The 18,751-nt window shown below is 62.0% G+C and carries 20 protein-coding genes; 3 read left to right on the forward strand and 17 right to left on the reverse strand.

Annotated features, from left to right (window positions below; translation table 11 throughout):
- Positions 1-135 precede the first annotated feature (135 nt).
- Positions 136-720 (forward strand): helix-turn-helix domain-containing protein, encoded by a 585-nt coding sequence (locus I6E39_RS07740; protein WP_235381034.1) that lies wholly within the window; start codon positions 136-138, stop codon positions 718-720.
- 85 nt (positions 721-805) lie between these two features.
- On the opposite strand, the gene I6E39_RS07745 is transcribed toward I6E39_RS07740, so the two are convergent.
- From I6E39_RS07745 to I6E39_RS07755, 3 genes are all read right to left on the reverse strand, one after another.
- Positions 806-2,242 carry an alanine/glycine:cation symporter family protein gene (locus I6E39_RS07745; RefSeq protein WP_235381035.1) on the reverse strand — a complete coding sequence of 479 codons (1,437 nt, stop codon included), beginning with the start codon at positions 2,240-2,242 and terminating at the stop codon, positions 806-808.
- Positions 2,243-2,463: 221 nt separating this feature from the next.
- A complete protein-coding gene (sigE, locus tag I6E39_RS07750) occupies positions 2,464-3,186 on the reverse strand; it encodes an RNA polymerase sporulation sigma factor SigE (RefSeq protein WP_268842244.1) in 723 nt (240 codons plus the stop codon).
- Between the two features lie 22 nt (positions 3,187-3,208).
- Positions 3,209-4,078: a sigma-E processing peptidase SpoIIGA gene (locus I6E39_RS07755; protein ID WP_235381036.1), complete on the reverse strand. Its 870-nt coding sequence runs from the start codon at positions 4,076-4,078 to the stop codon at positions 3,209-3,211.
- 242 nt (positions 4,079-4,320) lie between these two features.
- On the opposite strand from I6E39_RS07755, the gene I6E39_RS07760 reads away from it, so the two are divergent.
- Positions 4,321-4,632, forward strand: a complete 312-nt coding sequence (locus I6E39_RS07760; protein WP_235381037.1) for a PadR family transcriptional regulator — start codon at positions 4,321-4,323, stop codon at positions 4,630-4,632.
- Complete coding sequence (locus tag I6E39_RS07765; RefSeq protein WP_235381038.1) at positions 4,629-5,891, forward strand: DUF2812 domain-containing protein; 1,263 nt, start codon at positions 4,629-4,631, stop codon at positions 5,889-5,891. Before I6E39_RS07760 ends, I6E39_RS07765 begins: the two co-directional genes overlap by 4 nt.
- Before the next feature lie 36 nt (positions 5,892-5,927).
- Here I6E39_RS07765 and I6E39_RS07770 read toward each other — a convergent pair whose 3' ends face one another.
- The 14 genes from I6E39_RS07770 to I6E39_RS07835 form a co-directional block, all read right to left on the reverse strand.
- A complete protein-coding gene (locus I6E39_RS07770) occupies positions 5,928-6,521 on the reverse strand; it encodes a ribonuclease M5 (RefSeq protein ID WP_235381039.1) in 594 nt (197 codons plus the stop codon).
- A gap of 245 nt (positions 6,522-6,766) precedes the next feature.
- Positions 6,767-7,810, reverse strand: coding sequence for a DNA polymerase III subunit delta (gene holA / locus I6E39_RS07775; protein ID WP_235381040.1), 1,044 nt, complete (start codon positions 7,808-7,810; stop codon positions 6,767-6,769).
- Positions 7,811-7,855: 45 nt separating this feature from the next.
- Positions 7,856-10,168: a DNA internalization-related competence protein ComEC/Rec2 gene (locus I6E39_RS07780; RefSeq protein WP_235381041.1), complete on the reverse strand. Its 2,313-nt coding sequence runs from the start codon at positions 10,166-10,168 to the stop codon at positions 7,856-7,858.
- Positions 10,169-10,204: 36 nt separating this feature from the next.
- Positions 10,205-11,482: a replication-associated recombination protein A gene (locus I6E39_RS07785; protein WP_235381042.1), complete on the reverse strand. Its 1,278-nt coding sequence runs from the start codon at positions 11,480-11,482 to the stop codon at positions 10,205-10,207.
- Positions 11,483-11,539: 57 nt separating this feature from the next.
- A complete protein-coding gene (locus I6E39_RS07790) occupies positions 11,540-12,205 on the reverse strand; it encodes a YczE/YyaS/YitT family protein (RefSeq protein WP_235381043.1) in 666 nt (221 codons plus the stop codon).
- Positions 12,202-12,888, reverse strand: coding sequence for an endonuclease III (gene nth, locus I6E39_RS07795; protein ID WP_235381044.1), 687 nt, complete (start codon positions 12,886-12,888; stop codon positions 12,202-12,204). Before nth ends, I6E39_RS07790 begins: the two co-directional genes overlap by 4 nt.
- A gap of 262 nt (positions 12,889-13,150) precedes the next feature.
- Positions 13,151-14,275: an aminotransferase class V-fold PLP-dependent enzyme gene (locus tag I6E39_RS07800; RefSeq protein WP_235381045.1), complete on the reverse strand. Its 1,125-nt coding sequence runs from the start codon at positions 14,273-14,275 to the stop codon at positions 13,151-13,153.
- Positions 14,272-14,526: a putative Se/S carrier protein gene (locus I6E39_RS07805; RefSeq protein WP_235381046.1), complete on the reverse strand. Its 255-nt coding sequence runs from the start codon at positions 14,524-14,526 to the stop codon at positions 14,272-14,274. Before I6E39_RS07805 ends, I6E39_RS07800 begins: the two co-directional genes overlap by 4 nt.
- Before the next feature lie 373 nt (positions 14,527-14,899).
- Positions 14,900-15,547: a YoaK family protein gene (locus tag I6E39_RS07810; protein WP_235381047.1), complete on the reverse strand. Its 648-nt coding sequence runs from the start codon at positions 15,545-15,547 to the stop codon at positions 14,900-14,902.
- Positions 15,548-15,735: 188 nt separating this feature from the next.
- Positions 15,736-16,209 (reverse strand): 2-C-methyl-D-erythritol 2,4-cyclodiphosphate synthase, encoded by a 474-nt coding sequence (gene ispF, locus I6E39_RS07815; protein ID WP_235381048.1) that lies wholly within the window; start codon positions 16,207-16,209, stop codon positions 15,736-15,738.
- Between the two features lie 2 nt (positions 16,210-16,211).
- Positions 16,212-16,946, reverse strand: coding sequence for a 2-C-methyl-D-erythritol 4-phosphate cytidylyltransferase (ispD, locus tag I6E39_RS07820; RefSeq protein WP_235381049.1), 735 nt, complete (start codon positions 16,944-16,946; stop codon positions 16,212-16,214).
- A gap of 153 nt (positions 16,947-17,099) precedes the next feature.
- A complete protein-coding gene (locus I6E39_RS07825) occupies positions 17,100-17,579 on the reverse strand; it encodes a CarD family transcriptional regulator (protein WP_235381050.1) in 480 nt (159 codons plus the stop codon).
- Between the two features lie 271 nt (positions 17,580-17,850).
- Positions 17,851-18,471, reverse strand: coding sequence for an OadG family transporter subunit (locus I6E39_RS07830; RefSeq protein ID WP_235381051.1), 621 nt, complete (start codon positions 18,469-18,471; stop codon positions 17,851-17,853).
- 16 nt (positions 18,472-18,487) lie between these two features.
- Positions 18,488-18,751, reverse strand: a 264-nt coding sequence (locus I6E39_RS07835) for a biotin/lipoyl-containing protein (RefSeq protein WP_235381052.1), incomplete at its 5' end; no start/stop codon positions are given.

Consider the following 18,751-nt stretch of genomic DNA (forward strand, 5'->3'; position numbering starts at 1 on the left):
CATGTGGTCGGAAGATGACGCATTCTAGTTTACTCTATCTCCCCCGCCGTGTCAAACGCTTTTCCCTTTCGCTCAACGGAGCGTTGGTTGCAATTTTTTCCTCCCTCTGGCATAATGCGTTTGGAGGGATGAACTATGGATCAGCAAAAAACCGGCTCGCTCATCCGCGCCCTGCGCACAGAGCGGCATATGACCCAAAAGGACCTGGCCGAAACGCTGGGCGTCACCGACCAGGCGGTCAGTAAATGGGAACGGGGCCTGGGCTGCCCCGACGTGTCCCTCCTGCCCATGCTGGCCCAGGCCCTTGGCATCCCCATGGAGGGGCTGCTGGCCGGGGAGTTGGAGGAGCGGGAGCCGGATGGAGGAAGTATGCGTCAACTGAAATTCTATGTCTGTCCCCAGTGCGGCAATTTGATGACCGCCACGGGACCCGCCTGCCTCTCCTGCTGCGGCAGAAAGCTGGAGGCCCTTGCGTTCCAAAAGCCCGACGAGGACCACCGGCTGACCGTGGAGCAGGTGGAGGACGATTGGTACCTCACCGCCCCCCACCCCATGGAGAAGGACCACCACCTCTCTTTCGCCGCCCTGGTCTCCGGAGATCAGGTCACGGTGGTCAAGCGGTGGCCCGAGTGGGATTTTCAGGTCCGCCTGCCCCGGCGGGGGCACGGGATGCTGTTCTGGTACTGCACCCGGCACGGGCTGTTTCGTCAGGCGTTGTAAGCCATCAAAACCTTTACACAGCGTAACGGGGAGCCGGTCATCAGACCGGCTCCCCGTTGGTTTTCCGTACATTCTTACGCGGTGCTTAGTTCCAGAAGTCCGTCTCCTGCTTCAGTCCAATGGAGGAAGCCTTGAAGACCGGGTCCTTGCCAGCTCTGCGCTGGCGCTGATAGTCGTCCAGAGCCTTCAGGGCGGTCTTGCCCAGGATGACGATGACGGGCAGGTTGATGAGGGCCATAATACCCATCAGCACGTCGGCAATGTCCCAGGCCATGCCGAACTCCAGCTGGGCGCCCACGAACACGATGACCACGGCGATCAGGCGGAAGATGGTCATGCCGGTCTTGCCCACAGTGTGGCCGGCCACATAGTTCAGGCAGCCTTCACAGTAGAACAGATTGCCCAGCAGGGTGGTGAAGGCGAACAGCAGCAGGGCGAAGGTGATGAAGTAGGGGCCGAAGCTGCCGAAGGTGGTGGCCAGAGACTGCTGGACAAAGGGAGCGCCCTTCAGACTGTCGGAGGGGATGATGCCGGTACACAGAGCCATCATGGCGGTGGCGGTACAGATGAGGATGGTGTCGATAAACACAGACAGCATCTGGACCAGGCCCTGCTTCACAGGGTGGGACACGTTGGCCGCGGCGGCGGCGTTGGGTGCGGAGCCCACACCGGCCTCGTTGGAATACAGACCGCGCTTGATGCCCTGCATCATGGCGGAACCGGCGAAGCCGCCGAAAATGGCCTTGAAGTCGAAGGCAGCGGAGAAGATCTTGCCCAGGACCACGGGCACCATGCCGATGTTCAGCACCATGACCACCAGAGCCATGAGGATGTACAGCACGCCCATGACGGGGACCAGCACGCCGGTGACCTTGACGATGCGCTTGCCGCCGCCCATGATGCACACACCCACCAGAATGGCCAGCAGAGCGCCGCCCACCAGGGCCACCACACTGTAGTTCCCGCCCATGATGCTGACATAGCCGGCGGTCTCATAGAAGCCGTAGCCGGACATGCTGTCGATCAGGTTGAAGGAAGCCAGCATATTGAAGCCGCCGGCGTAGGTGGCGATCAGCGCCAGGGCGAACACCACGCCCAGGACGCGGCTGTTCAGGGCCGCCTGGATGTAGTAGGACGGGCCGCCGTAGCTGGAGCCGTCGGGGGCCTTCTTCTTGTAGACCTGGGCCAGGGTGCTCTCCACAAAGGCGGAAGCGCCGCCCACCAGGGCGATGATCCACATCCAGAACACCGAGCCGTAGCCGCCGATGGCGATGGCGTTGGCCACGCCCACAATGTTGCCGGTGCCCACACGGCTGGCCGTGGACACCATCAGCGCCTCAAAGGCGGAAACGGAATTTTTGTCCCCGCTCTTCTCTCCCACCACTCGGATGGACTCGCCCAGCAGACGGAACTGGACAAATTTGGTCCGCAGGCTGAAGTAAAGTCCCACGGCCAGCAGGAGAATGATCAGGATGTAGCTGTACAGTGCGTTGTTGATTGCTCCAATCAATTCTGCAAACATGTAGAAAACTCCTCTCTCTTCTTCTCTTTTCCTCTTCTTGCTGTTCTCTCCGGTCATCCGCGAAAAACAGGAGCCCAAGCCTCCGTCTTGCCTGTGCTCCCTTTCTTCGCGTCTTGGTATAAGAATAGCATATTTTTATTGAATTGACCAGAATTCCTGTCTTACTTCAGAAAAATGGGCAAGAAACGACAAGTACAGTGCTGTACTGCGCTACAGTGCTGCTACATCATGCGGACGATCTCCTTCTTCAGGCGGGCGATGATCCGCTTCTCCAGCCGGGAAATGTAGGATTGGGAGATGCCCAGCCGGTCGGCCACCTCCTTCTGGGTCCGCTCCCGGCGGCCGTCCAGGCCGAAGCGCATGGTGATGATGGTCCGCTCCCGCTCCTCCAGCCGGTCCATGGCCCGGCGAAGGAGCTGCCGGTCCACGTCGGCCTCGATGGGCCGCATGACCAGATCCCCGTCGGTGCCCAGCACATCGGACAGCAGCAGCTCGTTGCCGTCCCAGTCTGTGTTCAGCGGCTCGTCGAAGGACAGCTCCGTCTTCTGGCTGGCCGTCTTACGCAGATACATGAGGATCTCGTTTTCGATACACCGGCTGGCGTAGGTGGCCAGCTTGATGCTTTTGGCCGGCTGATAGGTGCCCACCGCCTTGATCAGGCCGATGGTGCCGATGGAGATCAGGTCCTCGATATTGATGCCCGTGTTCTCAAAGCGCCGGGCGATGTAGGCCACCAGACGCAGGTTGTGCTCGATGAGCAGGTTCCGGGCCTGGCCGTCCCCCTGCTCCAGGCGGGCGATGAGCGCGGCCTCCTCCTCCCGGGTCAGGGGCGCGGGGAGCGTGTCGCTGCCGCCGATGTACATCACCTTTCCCGGCAGGCCCAGCTCCAGCCATGTCAGGACCCGGCCCACCTGTTCCCCTATGGTCACCCAAATATTCTTCATGTACCTCTCCGCCCTTTCCGTCCTAGCGCCTTGGAACGCCGCCGATCAGCGCCCGGTATCCTCCGCCGTCCGACACCGGCGTGGGGGACAGGGCCACCAGCAGCGGTCCCTGGTCCGCCCCATCCAGCTCCAGCCGGTCCACCCGCAGGGCCAGCAGCAGCCCCCGATCCACCCCCACAGCCCGGTAGGGCAGCAGGTGAAAGCGCCCCTTGCAGCTCCCGGCGCTCAGCCTGGCCACCGCCCCCGCCGGGTCCCGCAGATCCTCCGGCCCGGGGCGGCAGTCCTGTGGGAGAAGCTCCTTCACGCTGTCCCCCTCAGCCACCATGACAGGCCGCCCGGTGGCCGGGTCGGACAGGGTGTTTCCCGTGTCCACCAGAGCGGTCAGCTCCGCCGTCCGCTCCCCCAGGGTCAGCCGGGCGGACACCAGTTCTCCGGACAGCGCGGTGTGCCTCCCCATCCGCTGGAAGGCCAGGGTCAGCACCCCGTAGCAGACCGCCGCCGACAGCAGGACGATCTTCAGATCCAAGGGAGAATAGAACACTCCCCGGTCTCCCAGGGCCAGCCCCTGTCCCCCCAGCAGGCCAATGGCCACCACTCCGCCGCCGAAGGCGCAGGTCAGGGCTAAAAAAATGATCCCCTGCCGCAGCAGCCGCCTGCTCCCGCCGTAGGCTGTCAGCAGCATAAGAACCCCGGCGGCTGCCCGGCACAGGGGATGGGCCAGGAAAGCCAGCCGGGGCAGGAAGATGACCACGGCGTACAGCCCTCCCAGAACCGCCCCCAACCCAAACCGCAGCCGCCGCAGGGGCTCCCCCGCCAGCCGCGCCGCCGCCAACAGCAGCAGATAGTCCACCAGTGCGTTGAGGAGAAACAGGGTATCCGCGTAAATCACCACAGCCTGTTCCTCCTTCCGCAGTCCCCGTGTTCCAAAACAACGCCCGCCGGCAAGCTCCTTCACGTCCGATTCGGCAGTCCTCATTATAGGGGCTTGGACGGGAAAAAGAAGTCAGATTCGGCGGCGGCGGACGGGGAGTTTTGGGCAGACCCCCTCCCCCCCTCTTGACAACAGCCCCGTCTCATCCTATCATATCATTACTCGATATCGTGTCGCGATATATCAGGAAGGATGGTGTAGCCATGGGAAGCAAAGAACGCGGTCCCCTGACCGAGCCCATGTTTTATGTCCTCATGTCCTTCCTGCGGCGGGACATGTGCGGCACCGAGATCACCGAATTCGTGGAGCAAAAGACCCGGGGGCGGGTGCGGCTCGGCCCGGGGACGCTCTATACCCTGCTGGCCAAGTTTCAGGACGAAGGACTCATTGAGGAAACCAAGGTGGACGGACGGAAGCGGACCTACCGGCTTACCGGAAAGGGCTGGGCGGCCTATCGCGAGGAGCTGGACCGGCTGCGCGCCTGCGTGGCTGACGGAGAGGAGGAAGCACGATGAGCAAGCTGTACTTCCGGGTCACTCCGGTCAACAGATATGACATCCCTGCCCTGGAGAGCTGGCTGGAGGACATAGCCCGCCGGGGACTCTTTTTAAAAAAGTTCCGCCCCCTGTTCTGCACCTTTGTCAAGGGGACGCCCCGGCCGACCCGCTACCGGGTGGAGCCCCACAAGCGCATTCTGGACGAGGATCTGCCCCAGTCCATGCTGGAGCTGTACCGGGACTTTGGCTGGGACTATGTGGATGAGATCTCCAATTCCATGCTCATTTTCTCCACCCAGGACCTGGCCGCCCCGGAGCTCCACTCCGATCTGGAGCTCCAGGGAGAGCAGTGGAACAAGCTGCGGCGGTCGGCCCTTTGGTCCTGCTGGATAAACGTGATCCTCACGCTGGCCCTTCTGGCCCTGTTCCTGTATGCCGAGTTCGGCAGCGGCAGTCCGGTGCTGGCCCTGGCCACCACCACCGCCCCTGTGCTGGGACTGTTCGCCCTCTGCAGCTTCCTTTTCCTTCTGCCGGACAGCTTCACCGACCTTCGGCATCTCACCGCCATCACCCGGCAGTTGGAGGCAGGCATCCCCTTGGACCACCGCACGGTCTATCCCAAACGGCGGCCTCAGACGGTGATTGCCTTTCTGGCGCCGGCGGTCCTGCTCACGCTGATGATCGCCGCCGACTGGATCCTTCCCCTGGCCGGGGGACAGATGGAGCCGCTGGACCGGCTGGATTCCTTCACGCCTCTGTCCCTGGCCTCACTGGAGGGAGAGGGATTTCAATCCGCCACTCGGGTCAGCCCAGAGTATCAGAGCAGTCAGTCCCAGGTCCTGCCCCGTTCTGAAACCCGGTATGTAGACTACGGAAATTTCTGCCGCCGGGAGCGGCACCTGCTGTGCCCCAATCAGTGGCAGGTGGTCCAGACGGGGGAGCAGGACCTGTCGGACGGTATCTGGGTGCGGATGGAGATCATGTGGTACGACCTGCCCGGCTCCCTGCTGGCCGTCCCCCTGGCCCGGGAGCAGCTGGACGCGGCCATGGAACTGGACGACGGCATCTGGTGGACCTCCCAGCAGCCCGGTCCATGGACCACGGACTATCTTCCGGAGACGGGGACCGATTTTCTGGCGGTGGCCCGCCGGACAGGCACCCCCTTCCAGGCGGCGGCTGCTGCCAGCGGTGACAAAGTGGTCATGGTGCGGTACACCGGCCACGGGGAGCTGGCCGACCATCTGGACGAGATCGCCGCCATGGTCCGATGCCGATAAAAAACAAAGCTGTGACCTGAAAAGGTCACAGCTTTGTTATGTCAGCTTCAAAAGCGCTCTGGCCTCCCGCCGGGAGTAACACCCGTTGAGGACAGCCAGCAGGGCGTTGGCACTCATGTGTTCCGGAAGGGACAGCTCCTTCAGCAGGGCCAGCCGGCGGGCGGCGCTGTCCGGCCCGCCGGTCAGCCCGGCGGCAAACAGGTCGGCCTTGGTCAAGGGCGGGGCGCTCTCGACTTCCGGGTTTTCTTCGTCCAGGAAGGTAGCTCCCGCCTGGCGGAGGACCCGCTCCAGCACCTGGGGCGGCATTCCCTCCACCCCCAGTTTGCCCTCCTTGCCCGCCTGCTTTTTCCGCTTCTCCTTGCCGTAGACGTCAGGGATGTAGGCGTGCTTGACAGATTGCCGGGGGATAGCGCCTTTGATCCGGTTCCGGATGACAAAGCCCGCCCCGTCGGAGTCGGTAAGGACGATCAGCCCCCGTTTTTCCGCCGCTCGCCGCAGCAGGGCCATCTGCTCCGGGTTTTTGAAGATGCCGAAACCGGAGGTCTCCAGGATCAGGGTGTCCACTACCTGGGACAGGGTGTTTTTGTCGTAGCGGCCCTCGACCACGATGGCCTCTCGGATACGGAGCATGTGGGTGTTCTCCCTTCAGGTTGATTGGAATATAAATTTTAGTTTATCGTTTCATGTAGGGTGAGGGCTTGCCCCCGCCGTCCGACGGCTGCCATTTTGGCGGCGGCCCCAAGGGGCCGCCCTACGGGCGGGGCGTCCAGAGGCCGCCCCCTACGAAGCCATATTGTAAACCGTGCGTAGGGGGCGGCGTCCCCGACGCCCCATAATACATCCATAAACTAAAATTTACATCAAGTTATATCTCTTTATCCCGCCGCGGGCTGGGCCAGCTCCAGCAGGAGCGCGGTCAGCAGCTCCTGGCCGTCCTGCCCCGTGGACTTCATGGCCAGATCGGTCTGGCCGCAGCGGACCACCGCCCGGCGGCACCATTGCAGAGAGAACCGCCTGGCGCTGTGCATCAGTTTATCCGCCGGGTAGGGCTTGATCCCCCACAGAGAGGCCACATAGGAGGCCCCTCTCCCCTGCTCCAGGGCCAGCCGGGCGGAGTAGAGCTGGCGCATCTGCCGCCCCAGGGACCACATGATCTTGATGGGCGGCTCCTGCATCTGGTACAGCTCCCCCAGCACCGACATGGCCTTGTCAAAGCTGCCCTCGCCGATGGCGTCGGTCATGCGAAACACCACCGCGTCCAGCTGGGGGGTGGCTACCGCCTCAATATCCGCCTTGGTAATATGCTTCTGCTTGGAATAAGCGCCGATCTTCTCGATCTCGCCGATCAGGTTGGTCATCAAATCACCGCACAGGAAAATCAGATCCAGGGCCAGCCGGGAGTCGATGTCCTTCCCCAGAGCCTTGAAACGCCGGCGGACCCAGTCCACCAGGTCCCCCTGGTCCTGGCGCACGAAATTCACCACCGTACCGTACTGCTTCAGGGCGGCCGCCAGCTTAGTCCGGGCGTCCCCCTTGTAGTCGATCAGGTCGTAGAGGAACACCAGGCAGCAGTAGTCGGGCAGCTGGGAAAAGAGCTTGATATAGGCCTCCCGGTCCTTCTCCCCCGCCTTGAACAGGTCAAAGTCGGTGACCAGCACCAGGGTCCGCTCCGCCATCATGGGCAGGCAGTCCACCGCTTCCTCCAGAGCGTGGGGCGTCATGTCTCTGGCCTTGATCTCGTGGAGGTTAAAGGCGCCCATCCCTCCGGTGAGGATCTGCTCCCGCAGACGGCCCAGGTAGTAGTCCCGGAGGTAGGTCTCCTCCCCGTGGAAAAGATACAGCTGTCCCGGCTTGCCCGCAGTCAGGTCCTTTTTCAGCTTCTGATAACCGGCGTTGTCCGGCTTGGTCTTGGGCGGCATGGCGGCCCCTCCTCTTTCCTATTTGGCGTTTACGCGGTATTTCGGTCAGGGGCCCGCTGTTCCCCCGGACCGGACCACCACCGTCCCCTGGAGGTCGGTGCGGTAGATGTCCGCTCCAAACTCGGCCAGCCGCTCCAAGGTCTCCTGGGCCGGGTGGCCGTAGCGGTTGCTCCTGCCCACAGAGATGACGGCCATCTCGGGCCGGACGGTCTCCAGCAGTTCCGGCGTGGTGGAGTACCGTGAGCCGTGGTGCCCCGCCACCAGCAGTTCCACGTCGGGCAGATCGGCGTGGTCCAGCAGCAGCTGTTCCGCCTGCCCGCCCATATCCCCGGTGAGCAGCACGTCAAAGTCTCCGGCGGAAGCCAGGACGGTGAGCCCCAGCTCGTTGGTATCGGCCCCCTGGCCCAGGGGCGCGTACAAGGTAAATTCCTGATCCTCCCCCAGGGAGATGTGGGTGTCCTCCCGGATGAACCAGACCTCCATTTTCTTCTCCTCTGCCAGCTCCAGGATCTCCCGGCGCAGAGGGTCGCCCTCCTCCACGTCGGGCAGGGCGATGGCGGACACGTCCATCCGCTTCAAAAGCTGAGGGATGCCGTTGGCGTGGTCCGTATGGTAGTGAGACACCACCAGAAGATCCAGGGAAAACCGGCCCAGGGATTGGATATAGTCCGCCGCCACGTCGCCGGCATTGTCCGGACCGTCTCCGCCGCAGTCCACCAGGGTCAGATAGTTCCCCGCGCTGAGCAGGACGCTCTGGCCCTGGCCCACGTCCAGCACCGCCGCCGTCAGCTCTCCCGTCCGGAAGGTCAGGGAGGTAAACAGGACGCAGACAGCCAGGGTGCCAAGACCGGAGGCCAGGGGAAAGATCATCCGCCTCCTGCCCTTGGATAAAAGGGTCACGGCCACAAGCAGGCACAGGAACACCACCCATGCCCGGTAATAGAAGGAGTGCAGCGGAATGGAGGCCATGGGCAGGCGGCCCAAGCCCTCCACCACCCGAACCAGCCAGCGGGCAATAGCTGTAAAGGGAATTGCCAGCACAGTGGCCGGACCGGGCAGAAAGATGCCCGTCAGTCCGACGGCCAGCCCGCCCAGGAACAGCAGAGCCACCGCCCACAGGGTGAACAGGTTGGACAGCGGGGCGATCAGGGAGAAGGACTGAAAATGCAGGGCCACCAGAGGCACCGTCAACACCGAGGCCCCCAGGGTGGCGCACAGGACAGACACCAAAAACCGGGGCGCCTTGACCAGCTGGCGGACCAGCCAGCGCTTGGACCGCCTGTCCAGTCTCAGCTTACGCAGCATCCAGCCCTGGATGCTGTCTGATACCATCAGGATGCCCGCCACGGCCCCAAAGGACAGCTGAAGCCCCACATGGGCGGCGGAAAAGGGATTCCACAGCAACAGGAGCATCAGGGCAAAGGCCAGGGCCGTGGGGCCATCCCGCTCCCGGCCCAAGAGGGGTGCGATCTGGAGCAGGAGGATCATCACCGCCGCCCGGGTCACCGAGGGGGTGTTGCCCGCCACTCCGCAAAACAGCAGCACAAACAGGCTGGTCACCAGGGCGGTACTCCGCTTTCCCCGCCCGAGCAGGGCGGAGACCATGGCGGCCAGAAAGGCCAGGTGCATTCCGGACACCGCCACCGTATGGGACAGGCCCACCCGCTGCAAAGAGCTGGTAAATTCGTCGGTCAGGCTGTCCCGGTTTCCGGTGACCAGGCCCCGGATCACCGGCGACACGTCCTCCGGAAAGGCGGCGTCAATGCCCTGCTTCAAATACTTGGACAGCACCGCCGGCCAATACCGGAGGGGGATCCGCTCCGGCCGTTGGAGCTCCAGCCCGCCGTAAGTCTTGGCCCGGAGAAAAATGCCCTTGGCGGTGTAGTAGGTGATCTCCTCCCCGGAGAAGGTCCGGTCTCCCAGGGTCCCGTGGGCCACCACGGAGATCCGGTCCCCGGGGCGCAGGTCCGCCCCCTGTCCGTCCAAATAGAGGATAACAGACAGTCGGACAAAGGAGTCGGTATCCGCCCGGACCAAGACGGAGTATCCGTAATCGGTTGATTGAGGCCAATCGGCCACAGTAGCCGACAGGCGGACGGTGCGCCCGTCCAGCTCCCGGGCGGGTCCAAAAAAGACGGCGCTGTAGGCCGCCGTCCAAAGCAGTCCCAGAGACAGCCCGGCACACAGGAGGGTACAAAACCTCCGGGGCCTGGTCCGTCTCCGCAGCACCAGCCACGCGCCCACCGCCAGCAGGGCCAGCAGACCTCCTCCGGGCAGCAGGAGCCCCTCCGGCAGCAGGTAATTGGCAAGGAAGACCGCCCCCGAAAAGGAGAAGGCAAAAATGGCAAGTATTCGCATGGAGCCCTCTCCTCCCGGTCATAATATTGGCGGCTCTCAGGGCTTCCCGCCCTGCTTCTTCAGTTCATCCCAGTACCGCTTGGCGGCCTGTTCGGTCTTGTTGTCCCCGAAGCGGTAATAGCAGGCCCCCTTCAGCTCGTCCGGCAGGTACTGCTGCGCCACCCAATGGCCGGGGAAGTCGTGGGGATACAGGTAGCCCTGCTCCCGCTCCAAGCCGGAGGAATCGGCGTGGACGTTCTGGAGCTGCCGGGGGATATCTCCGGCCTTGCCGCCCCGAACGTCGGCCATCGCGGCGGCGATGCCCTCATAGACCGAGTTGGACTTGGGGGAGGTGGCCAGCAGCACCACCGCCTGGGCCAGGGGCAGCCGGGCCTCAGGCAGCCCCAGCTGGAGGGCGTTATCCACACATGCCTTGACGATGGGCACCGCCATGGGGTAGGCCATGCCCACATCCTCGCTGGCCGAGCACAGGATGCGTCGGATGGCGGTGATCATGTCCCCCGCCTCCAGCAGACGGGCCAGATAGTGCAGGGCAGCGTCCGGATCAGACCCCCGCATGGACTTCATCAGGGCGGAGGCGATGTCAAAATGGGCGTCTCCCTCCCGGTCGTAGCGCATCGCCGACTTCTGGGCCACGGTCCGGGCGTCCTCCATGGTGACAAGGAGTTTTCCTTGCTGGCGCTTGGCGGCGTTCAGCAAAAGCTCGATGGCGTTCATGGCCTTTCGGATATCTCCGCCGCAGGCCCAGGCAATATGCTCCTTTACACCCTCCTCGCAGACCGCTTCCGCTCCCAGCCGCTTCTCCATGATGGAGATCCCCCGCTGGACGGCAGGGAGGGCGTCCTCCGCCGTGATCTGCTTGAACTCAAAGACGGTGGACCGGGACAGCACCGCCCCAAAAACGGCAAAAAACGGGTTCTCCGTGGTGGAGGCGATGAGGGTGATCCGCCCGTCCTCCATAAACTCCAGCAGAGACTGCTGCTGTTTTTTGTTGAAGTACTGGATCTCGTCCAGGTACAGCAGCACCCCTTCCGGGGCCATGAGGGTGCCGATGTCCGCCATGATATCCTTGATGTCGGAGATGGAGGCGGTGGTGGCGTTGAGCCGGTGGAGGGGCCGGTTGGTCCGCTGGGCAATGATATTGGCCACCGTGGTCTTGCCCGTCCCCGAAGGGCCGTAAAAAATCAGGTTGGGGACATTGCCCCCCTCGATGATCCGGCGGAGCAGGCCGTCCCTGCCCAGAATATGCCGCTGACCCACCACATCGTCCAGGGTCTGGGGCCGTATCTCATCCGCCAAAGGGCGGTACGCCATAAAAACACTCCCTTTCAGAGCTGTAAAGCCGATCCTTTTGTGATCCTGCGGCCAGCCTCAGCTTCCCGCCGCCGCCGTTTCGTTCAGACCGGCGGCCCGGCACATCTTCTCCTTGAAGAAGTGATTGACCACCGCCACCGAGCGGCCCACGCCCAGCATGGCCACGATGGTCCCGACGCCGATGCCCACCACATGGCCCACCGTCACCAGGCACAACAGACAGGTGAAGGTCACGCAGCCGATGTCAAAGATATTCTTGGCAAAGCCCTGATCTTTCCCGATCCGCTCCGCCAGGGCCTGGACGATCCCGTCCCCCGGATTGGGGACCAGACGCATGTTCACCGTCATGGTGATCCCGACCCCGGTGACCGCAATGCCCAGGACCAGCACCGCCAGATTGGGGGTGAGGCCGTGGGTCAGCGGGTCATAGGCGACGAACCTGTCGAACAGGTTCAGCAGCCGGCTGAACAGCAGACTGAAGGGCAGCTGCAGCAGGTCGTACCAGCGGCAGTTCTTCCCCCGCAGGACAAACTCCCCCGCCACGAAAAGGCAGTACAGCACAAAGGTGGCGTCGCCCAGGCTGACTCCCAAAATCTGCGCGGCGCTGTAAGACACCGACAGGATGGGGGCCACCCCCATTCCGGTTTTCGTATTCAGGGTCAGGCCCAGGGCCAGCACCAAGATCCCCGCGCCGTAAATGGCGCCGCGATAAAAGCGTTTCATTCCAGCGCCTTCTTTGCTTCTGATTTCTGGGGCTCCTCCCCGCCATTTTTGGCAAAATGATCGCACCAGGGACGCAGGGTACAGCTCTGGCACTGGGGCCGCCGGGCGATACACACCGCCCGCCCGTGGAGGACCAGCCGGTGGCAGAAGTCGTTGGACTCCTCTGGAGGCAAAATGGCCCGCAGCTGCTGTTCCACCTTGCCCGGGTCCTTGGACCCGTCGGTAAGACCCAGCAGTCCGGAGATTCGGATGCAGTGGGTGTCCGCCACCACCACGCCGGGGGTGTGGTATACGTCCCCCAGGATCAGGTTGGCGGTCTTTCTCCCCACGCCGGGCAGCCGGAGCAGGTCCTCCATGGTGTCCGGCACCCTTCCGCCGTACTCCCGGAGCAGCATTTGGGAGGCCAGGACGATATCCCGCGCCTTGGCCCGGAAAAAGCCGGTGGAGTGGATGTACTCCTCCACCTCTCCGATATCTGCCTGGGCCAGGGATTCCAGGGTGGGGAACCGGGCAAAGAGGGCCGGGGTCACCTTGTTGACCCGCTCATCGGTACACTGGGCCGCCAGACGGACCGAAAAAAGCAGCTCATAGTCCTTTTTGTACTCCAGGGAACAGATGCCCTCCGGATACAGCTTCTTCAATGCCTCCACGATGGCCCAGACCTGAGCCTGCGTCTTTTTCATCTCTCCGTCACTCCCATGCCGCGTTTTCTCAAAGGGGCGGTGCAAGTTATTTTTATATGATACCACACTTCCATGAAATTTTCGACTGCTTTTTTTACCTGGGCTTGTCCAAAAATTTGGCACCATGGGCCTCAAAATTTCCCGGAAATGAAAAATCCATGGCCGTCCTGCAGGGCGGAGTCTTGCCTTCTCCCTATCCAAGCCCGCAAAATTTGCCCAGGGGCCGTAGGCCCCTGGGCAAACGAGGGAAAAGAGGAGCTTTTCACCTGCCGGTCAGCTGTTCCATGGCCCGGAGGAACTGGCGGACCTCCCAGTCCTGGTTGAAGGGGGAGACGCTGGCCCGGACGGTGCCGGTCTCCAGAGTCCCCGCGGTCTTGTGGGCAAGAGGAGCGCAGTGGAGCCCGGCCCGGAGTGCGAATCCCCGGTCTCCCAGGAGCTCCCCCAGTTCCTCACAGTCCCGGCCCTCCGGCAGGAAGGACAGCACCCCTGCCTGTGCCTCCGGGTCCTCCGACAGAAAGACCCGGAGCCCCGCCATGCCGGCCAGTCCGGCTCCCATCCGGCGGATGAGGCGCCGCTCCTGGCGGGCGATGTTCCGGATCCCCTGCCGGCGGACAAAGCGAAGGCCCTCCAGCAGGCCGGCGATCCCGGTGATATTATGGGTGCCCGCCTCCAGTTGGTCAGGCAGAAAGTCGGGCATGGTCTGGAGGATGGATTGGCTGCCCGTCCCCCCCTCCAGCAGCGGTTCCGCCTCCCTGCCGCACAGCAGCAGGCCCGTGCCCTGAGGGCCAAGGAGGCCCTTGTGTCCCGGCATGGCCACGAAGGCGGCTCCCAGGGCCTGGAAGTCCAGCGGCAGACACCCCGCCGACTGGGCGGCGTCCACAATGAGGGGCACCCCCCGGTCCCGGCACAGGGCGGCGATCTCCTCCAGCGGCAGGACAAAGCCGAAGACGTTAGACACATGGGTGCAGACCGCCGCGTCCGCTCCCTGGTCCAGAGCCTGGCGGAAGGCCTCCGTCATGGCGTGCTGGTCAAAAAGAGGGGCCTCGGCCACCCGGAGTTCCACCTTCGGAATGGCATAAAGGGGCCGGGTCACCGCATTATGCTCATAGCCAGAGATGACCACCCGGCTGCCCGGCTTCACCAGGGTCTTGATGGCGATATTCAGGGCGTGGGTCGTATTAAAGGTAAAGACCACCTGCTCCGGAGAGGGCACATGGAACAGGGCCGCGGCCTCCTCCCGGCAGGCAAAGGCCGTCTCCGAGGCGGCCATAGCGGGCTTGTGTCCCCCCCTGCCTGGGCTGGCCAGGTGATTGATGGCCCGGGCGGCGGCCCGGGCCACCGCGGGCGGTTTTTGCAATGTGGTGGCGGCGCTGTCCAAATAGATCACAATTCCACCTCCTGGTAGCTTCCGTCCCCGGCGGTGATGAAGATCCGTTTGGGCGACAGCTCCGCCCGCTGTAAGATCCGAAGCGCTTCGGGCAGACTGCGCTGGGACACCTTGACGGAATGGCTGCACCCCTCCCCCGCAATGCTCTTAGGAGAGCGCAGGATGCGGGCCGTAATCCCTCCCCGCTCCAGAGCGGCGGCGGTCCGCTGTGCATGGGTCAAGGAGCGGCACACAATGAGATAGTAGAGCATAGCATAGTTCCTTTCCTGAACGGCGGCGGCATCCGGGGCTCCGGAGCCGCCGGGAGAGAACTCGCCTCTCTATCTACAGTGTATGTGACCGCCCCGGCTACGGTGCCTCAAAACAACAAAAAAGGCCCGCCGGTTTCGGGCGTTATTCATAAGACAGTAAAAATTTTCAAAAGGCGTGACTTTCGTGGTCACGCCTTTTGCCATAAGAGGATAGCTGCAAAGCAGCGCAAGGGATACAGTCCCTTGCGTGGAACTCAGTGACGTAAAACGCTCCGGGCATTTGAAGGTATCCGGGGTGTTTTGCCTCGCAAGCGCACATACGGGGTTGCCCCGTACAGAAGTGCGCCCTTGTATTTGTTTGACAAACAGGAATTTACCGGTACTCCTTAATCATCATTACGATAACGAAAGTTAAGAGTATTGTGGAGACCAAAATCGTTTTTATACCGAAGATATTCGATAGGACTCCTCCGATTCCGGCCCCGATTGCAAAAACTATAATTATACCCCAAAAATGAATTGCTTTATATAAAGATTCCTTATCCTTATTCCGGAGGTAATGTGATAAGCTTTCTGTTCCACTTCTCAGATTTCCTATACACATAGTGCTCGCATATCCGTACCCATGTACTTTTCTGAAAGTTTGCACCTGCATAGCACATGAAAAGGAAACTAACATATTGGCAATCATATTTAATTTGAGCGGCATAAATCCGACAAGGCCAAGCATTAGCATTTCTATAAACAGAATGATTTGTCTCCAGTGTATGCCCTTACTGTTCTTGAACTTGTTTTCAATTTGCTCGGCAATAAAAATACCTGCAGCAAATGAAAGCAAAGGAAACATATAATGGAACCCCATAACCGCATTGCCTTGCATAAAATTCTGACTCATCAGAACAACATTACCTGTTTGAGCATTTGCAAAAACGTGGTCTCTTACATTGTAAGTATATGCATCCTGAAATCCACCCGAAAACGACAAGATAGCACTTAATCTAAAACTCTCTGATGTTTGCAATGTGAATAAACACCTCCAAAATTCCGATTTGTAGGCCTGCTCGGTCCTGTTTTATCACATAACAGGATAAAAAACAAGAACAGCCACAGCAGTTTATACTACTGTGACTGTTAACTGTCTTATGAACACCGCATTTTCCCGGCGGACTCCAAAGTCCGCGATATTTCTCCGGCCCTTGGCCGGGAAGCTCAGGCCCGCTCCAGCAGACAGACCGCGTGGGCGGCAATGCCCAGTCCGGCGCCGGTGAAGCCCAGGCCCTCCTCCGTGGTGGCCTTTACATTGACCCGGTCCAGGTCCGTCCCCATGTGAACGGCCAGGTTTTCCCGCATCTGGGGGATATGGGGAGCCAGTTTGGGACGCTGGGCCAGAATGGTGGCATCCACGTTGCCCACCTTCCAGCCCCGGGCCCGCAGCAGCTCCATCACATGGTCCAGCAGGACCAGACTGTCCGCCCCGGCGTAGGCGGGATCGGTATCGGGAAAATGCCGGCCGATATCCCCCAGAGCGGCAGCCCCCAGCAGGGCGTCCATGACGGCGTGGACCAGAACATCGGCGTCGGAGTGGCCCAGCAGCCCCTTTTCATAGGGGATGTCCACCCCGCCCAGGATCAGCTTCCGTCCCTCAGTCAGCTTATGTACGTCATATCCGTGTCCGATCCGCATCGTCAAACTCCTCTCACTCTGGATTCCAGGATGGCCTCCCCCAGCAGCAGGTCAAAGGGGGTGGTGATCTTGATGTTCTCTCGGCTGCCGGCGGTCAGGGACACCTTCATGCCGATGCGCTCCACGGCGGCGCAGTCATCGGTCAGATTTTCGCCGTCCTGGACCGCCTTTTCCAGTGCGGCCCGGATCAGGCCCGCCTCAAAGACCTGGGGGGTCTGGACCGCCCGCAGCTGGGACCGGTCCACCGTCTCCACCGTCTGGCCGTTCTCCTCCCGCTTGATGGTATCGGTGACGGGGATGGCCGGAGCGGCCGCTCCAGTGGTCCAGGCCCGGGCCACCGCCTCCTCCAGCACCTCCCGGGTGACCAGAGGCCGCGCTCCGTCGTGGATGGCGATGAGTCCCGCCTCCGGATTTACCTCCTGAAGGCCGGCCCGCACAGAGTGGATGCGCTCCGCGCCCCCCACCACCACCTTGGTCACCTTGTCCAAGCGGTACTCCTTACACAGCCGGCTCACCTCCACCAGCAGGTCCTCCCGGGTGACCACCACCACCTCGTCAAAGGCGGGACAGTCCTGAAAGGCGTACAGGGTGTGGACCAGCACGGGCAGTTCCCCCAAGGGAGCCAGGATCTTGTCGATCCCCTCCATCCGCCGGGCCGAGCCGGCCGCCACGATCACGGCGGAGCACAGCCCCGGCGGTGTTTTTTTCTTTTGGAACAGAGACAAAAATCCAGCCATAGTCATTGACCTCCATCACCGCGCCGGCGCGTTCTCCATATCGCGCGGAAAAAGATTCCCGGGCAGTCCCGTCGGACCGTCCCGTCATAGAAAAAGGGAGCCTGTGGGCCCCCTCCTTTCAGGTATTCCACTTTATTCCCCAAGGGAACTTGTTTATGCCAGAGCGGTGTCCAGCTCCCGCTCCACCGCCTCATAGCTCAGGCTCTTGGACAGGACCAGCTCGGAGATCAGGATCTGCCGGGCCGAGTGGAGCATCTTCCGCTCCCCGGTGGACAGGCCCCGGGCGGCGTCCCGCGCGGTCAGACCCTTGACCACCCGGGCCACCTCCAGCAAGTCGCCGCTTTTCAGTCGTTCCATATTCTCCCGGTAGCGATGGTTCCAGTTGGCCGTCATCTCTACCTGGATCCCCGGGATAGCCGCCAGCACCGCATTGGCCTGGTCCTGATCCACCACAGGCCGGACCCCGATCTCCTCGCTGCTTTCCACCGGGATCATCACGACCATGGACCGCTCCGGCAGCCGCATGATGTAATACTCCCGCGTGACTCCGCCCACTTTTTTCTGGATGACGCTCTCCAGCACACCGGCGCCATACATGGGATGGACCACCTTGTCCCCGATTTGGAACGACATTTGACACCTCCAGTCCGTAAAAAGCCTCTGCCTCCTCTTAATTTTCCCCTTTATTATAACAATCCAAACTCTTCCACGCAAGGGAATTCCACAAATTTAACCGAAATCTCTACATTTTTTACACAATTCCGTGGTTTTGCCGAAAGAAATCTCTCATTTGTATAAGTCCGTGCACCCGTTGGCCATCCGGACTTTTCTGAACAGAAAACCCGAAGGACGGCCGGGGCCGTCCTTCGGGCAAATGTGATCTGTGATTCAGTTAAGAACGGGCTCAGCCCAGGACCACCAGCAGATCGTCGGTGTTGACGGTGCTGCCCACGGTGGCGGAGACGGACTTGACGGTGCCGGCCACAGGAGCGGAGACCTCGATCTCCATCTTCATGGCCTCCAGGACCACCAGCACATCGCCGGCGTTGACCTGCTGGCCGACCTTGCACTCCACCTTGAACACATTGCCGGGCATGGGGCTGTTCACGGCAGTCTCGCCGGCAACAGGAGCAGGGGCGGGAGCGGGAGCAGCCACAGGCGCGGCAGCTACAGGAGCAGCCGCCACAGGAGCCACATTGGTGATCTGGAAGGAACCCATGGGCATACCGGACTCCTCGGCAATGGCGGCCATCATGACGGCCACCATCTCACCCTCGTCAACAGCGGGGGCCGCGGGAGCAGCAGCGGGCGCGGCAGCAGGAGCGGCCTTCTTGGCAGCGGGAGCGGCGGCAGGCTTCTTCTTGCCCTCAAGAGCACCCACGATCTTGGAGATGACCACGATGACCACGGCCAGGATGGCCAGCATCATGAACACCACCAGGATACCGCAGACCGCGACCATCAGAGCCTGGGGGACAGAAAGCGGGTCAAAGGGGTTCAGAATGGCTTTACTTGCATTAGGCATACGTTATGACCCCCTATTAGCCCAGGGTGACCAGCAGATCGTCAGTATTGACGGTGCCGCCCACGGTGGCGGAAATGGCCTTGACGGTGCCAGCCACGGGAGCGGAGACCTCGATCTCCATCTTCATGGCCTCCAGGACCACCAGCACATCGCCGGCGTTGACCTGCTGTCCGACCTTACACTCCACCTTGAACACGTTGCCGGGCATGGGGCTGTTCACGGCAGTCTCACCAGCGGCCACAGCGGGGGGGGCGGCGGCGGGAGCGGGAGCAGCGGCAGG

Source organism: Pseudoflavonifractor phocaeensis, assembly GCF_021531375.1.
GTDB lineage: Bacteria > Bacillota > Clostridia > Oscillospirales > Oscillospiraceae > Lawsonibacter > Lawsonibacter phocaeensis_B.

What these genes read in the sequence shown, in the direction of transcription:
- I6E39_RS07740 (WP_235381034.1), top strand. Translation starts at nt 136, where the DNA reads ATGGATCAGCAAAAAACCGGCTCGCTCATCCGCGCCCTGCGCACAGAG.
- I6E39_RS07745 (WP_235381035.1), bottom strand. Translation starts at nt 2,242, where the DNA reads ATGTTTGCAGAATTGATTGGAGCAATCAACAACGCACTGTACAGCTAC.
- sigE (WP_268842244.1), bottom strand. Translation starts at nt 3,186, where the DNA reads ATGAAGAATATTTGGGTGACCATAGGGGAACAGGTGGGCCGGGTCCTG.
- I6E39_RS07760 (WP_235381037.1), top strand. Translation starts at nt 4,321, where the DNA reads ATGGGAAGCAAAGAACGCGGTCCCCTGACCGAGCCCATGTTTTATGTC.
- I6E39_RS07765 (WP_235381038.1), top strand. Translation starts at nt 4,629, where the DNA reads ATGAGCAAGCTGTACTTCCGGGTCACTCCGGTCAACAGATATGACATC.
- I6E39_RS07770 (WP_235381039.1), bottom strand. Translation starts at nt 6,521, where the DNA reads ATGCTCCGTATCCGAGAGGCCATCGTGGTCGAGGGCCGCTACGACAAA.
- holA (WP_235381040.1), bottom strand. Translation starts at nt 7,810, where the DNA reads ATGCCGCCCAAGACCAAGCCGGACAACGCCGGTTATCAGAAGCTGAAA.
- I6E39_RS07780 (WP_235381041.1), bottom strand. Translation starts at nt 10,168, where the DNA reads ATGCGAATACTTGCCATTTTTGCCTTCTCCTTTTCGGGGGCGGTCTTC.
- I6E39_RS07785 (WP_235381042.1), bottom strand. Translation starts at nt 11,482, where the DNA reads ATGGCGTACCGCCCTTTGGCGGATGAGATACGGCCCCAGACCCTGGAC.
- I6E39_RS07790 (WP_235381043.1), bottom strand. Translation starts at nt 12,205, where the DNA reads ATGAAACGCTTTTATCGCGGCGCCATTTACGGCGCGGGGATCTTGGTG.
- nth (WP_235381044.1), bottom strand. Translation starts at nt 12,888, where the DNA reads ATGAAAAAGACGCAGGCTCAGGTCTGGGCCATCGTGGAGGCATTGAAG.
- I6E39_RS07805 (WP_235381046.1), bottom strand. Translation starts at nt 14,526, where the DNA reads ATGCTCTACTATCTCATTGTGTGCCGCTCCTTGACCCATGCACAGCGG.
- ispF (WP_235381048.1), bottom strand. Translation starts at nt 16,209, where the DNA reads ATGCGGATCGGACACGGATATGACGTACATAAGCTGACTGAGGGACGG.
- ispD (WP_235381049.1), bottom strand. Translation starts at nt 16,946, where the DNA reads ATGGCTGGATTTTTGTCTCTGTTCCAAAAGAAAAAAACACCGCCGGGG.
- I6E39_RS07825 (WP_235381050.1), bottom strand. Translation starts at nt 17,579, where the DNA reads ATGTCGTTCCAAATCGGGGACAAGGTGGTCCATCCCATGTATGGCGCC.
- I6E39_RS07830 (WP_235381051.1), bottom strand. Translation starts at nt 18,471, where the DNA reads ATGCCTAATGCAAGTAAAGCCATTCTGAACCCCTTTGACCCGCTTTCT.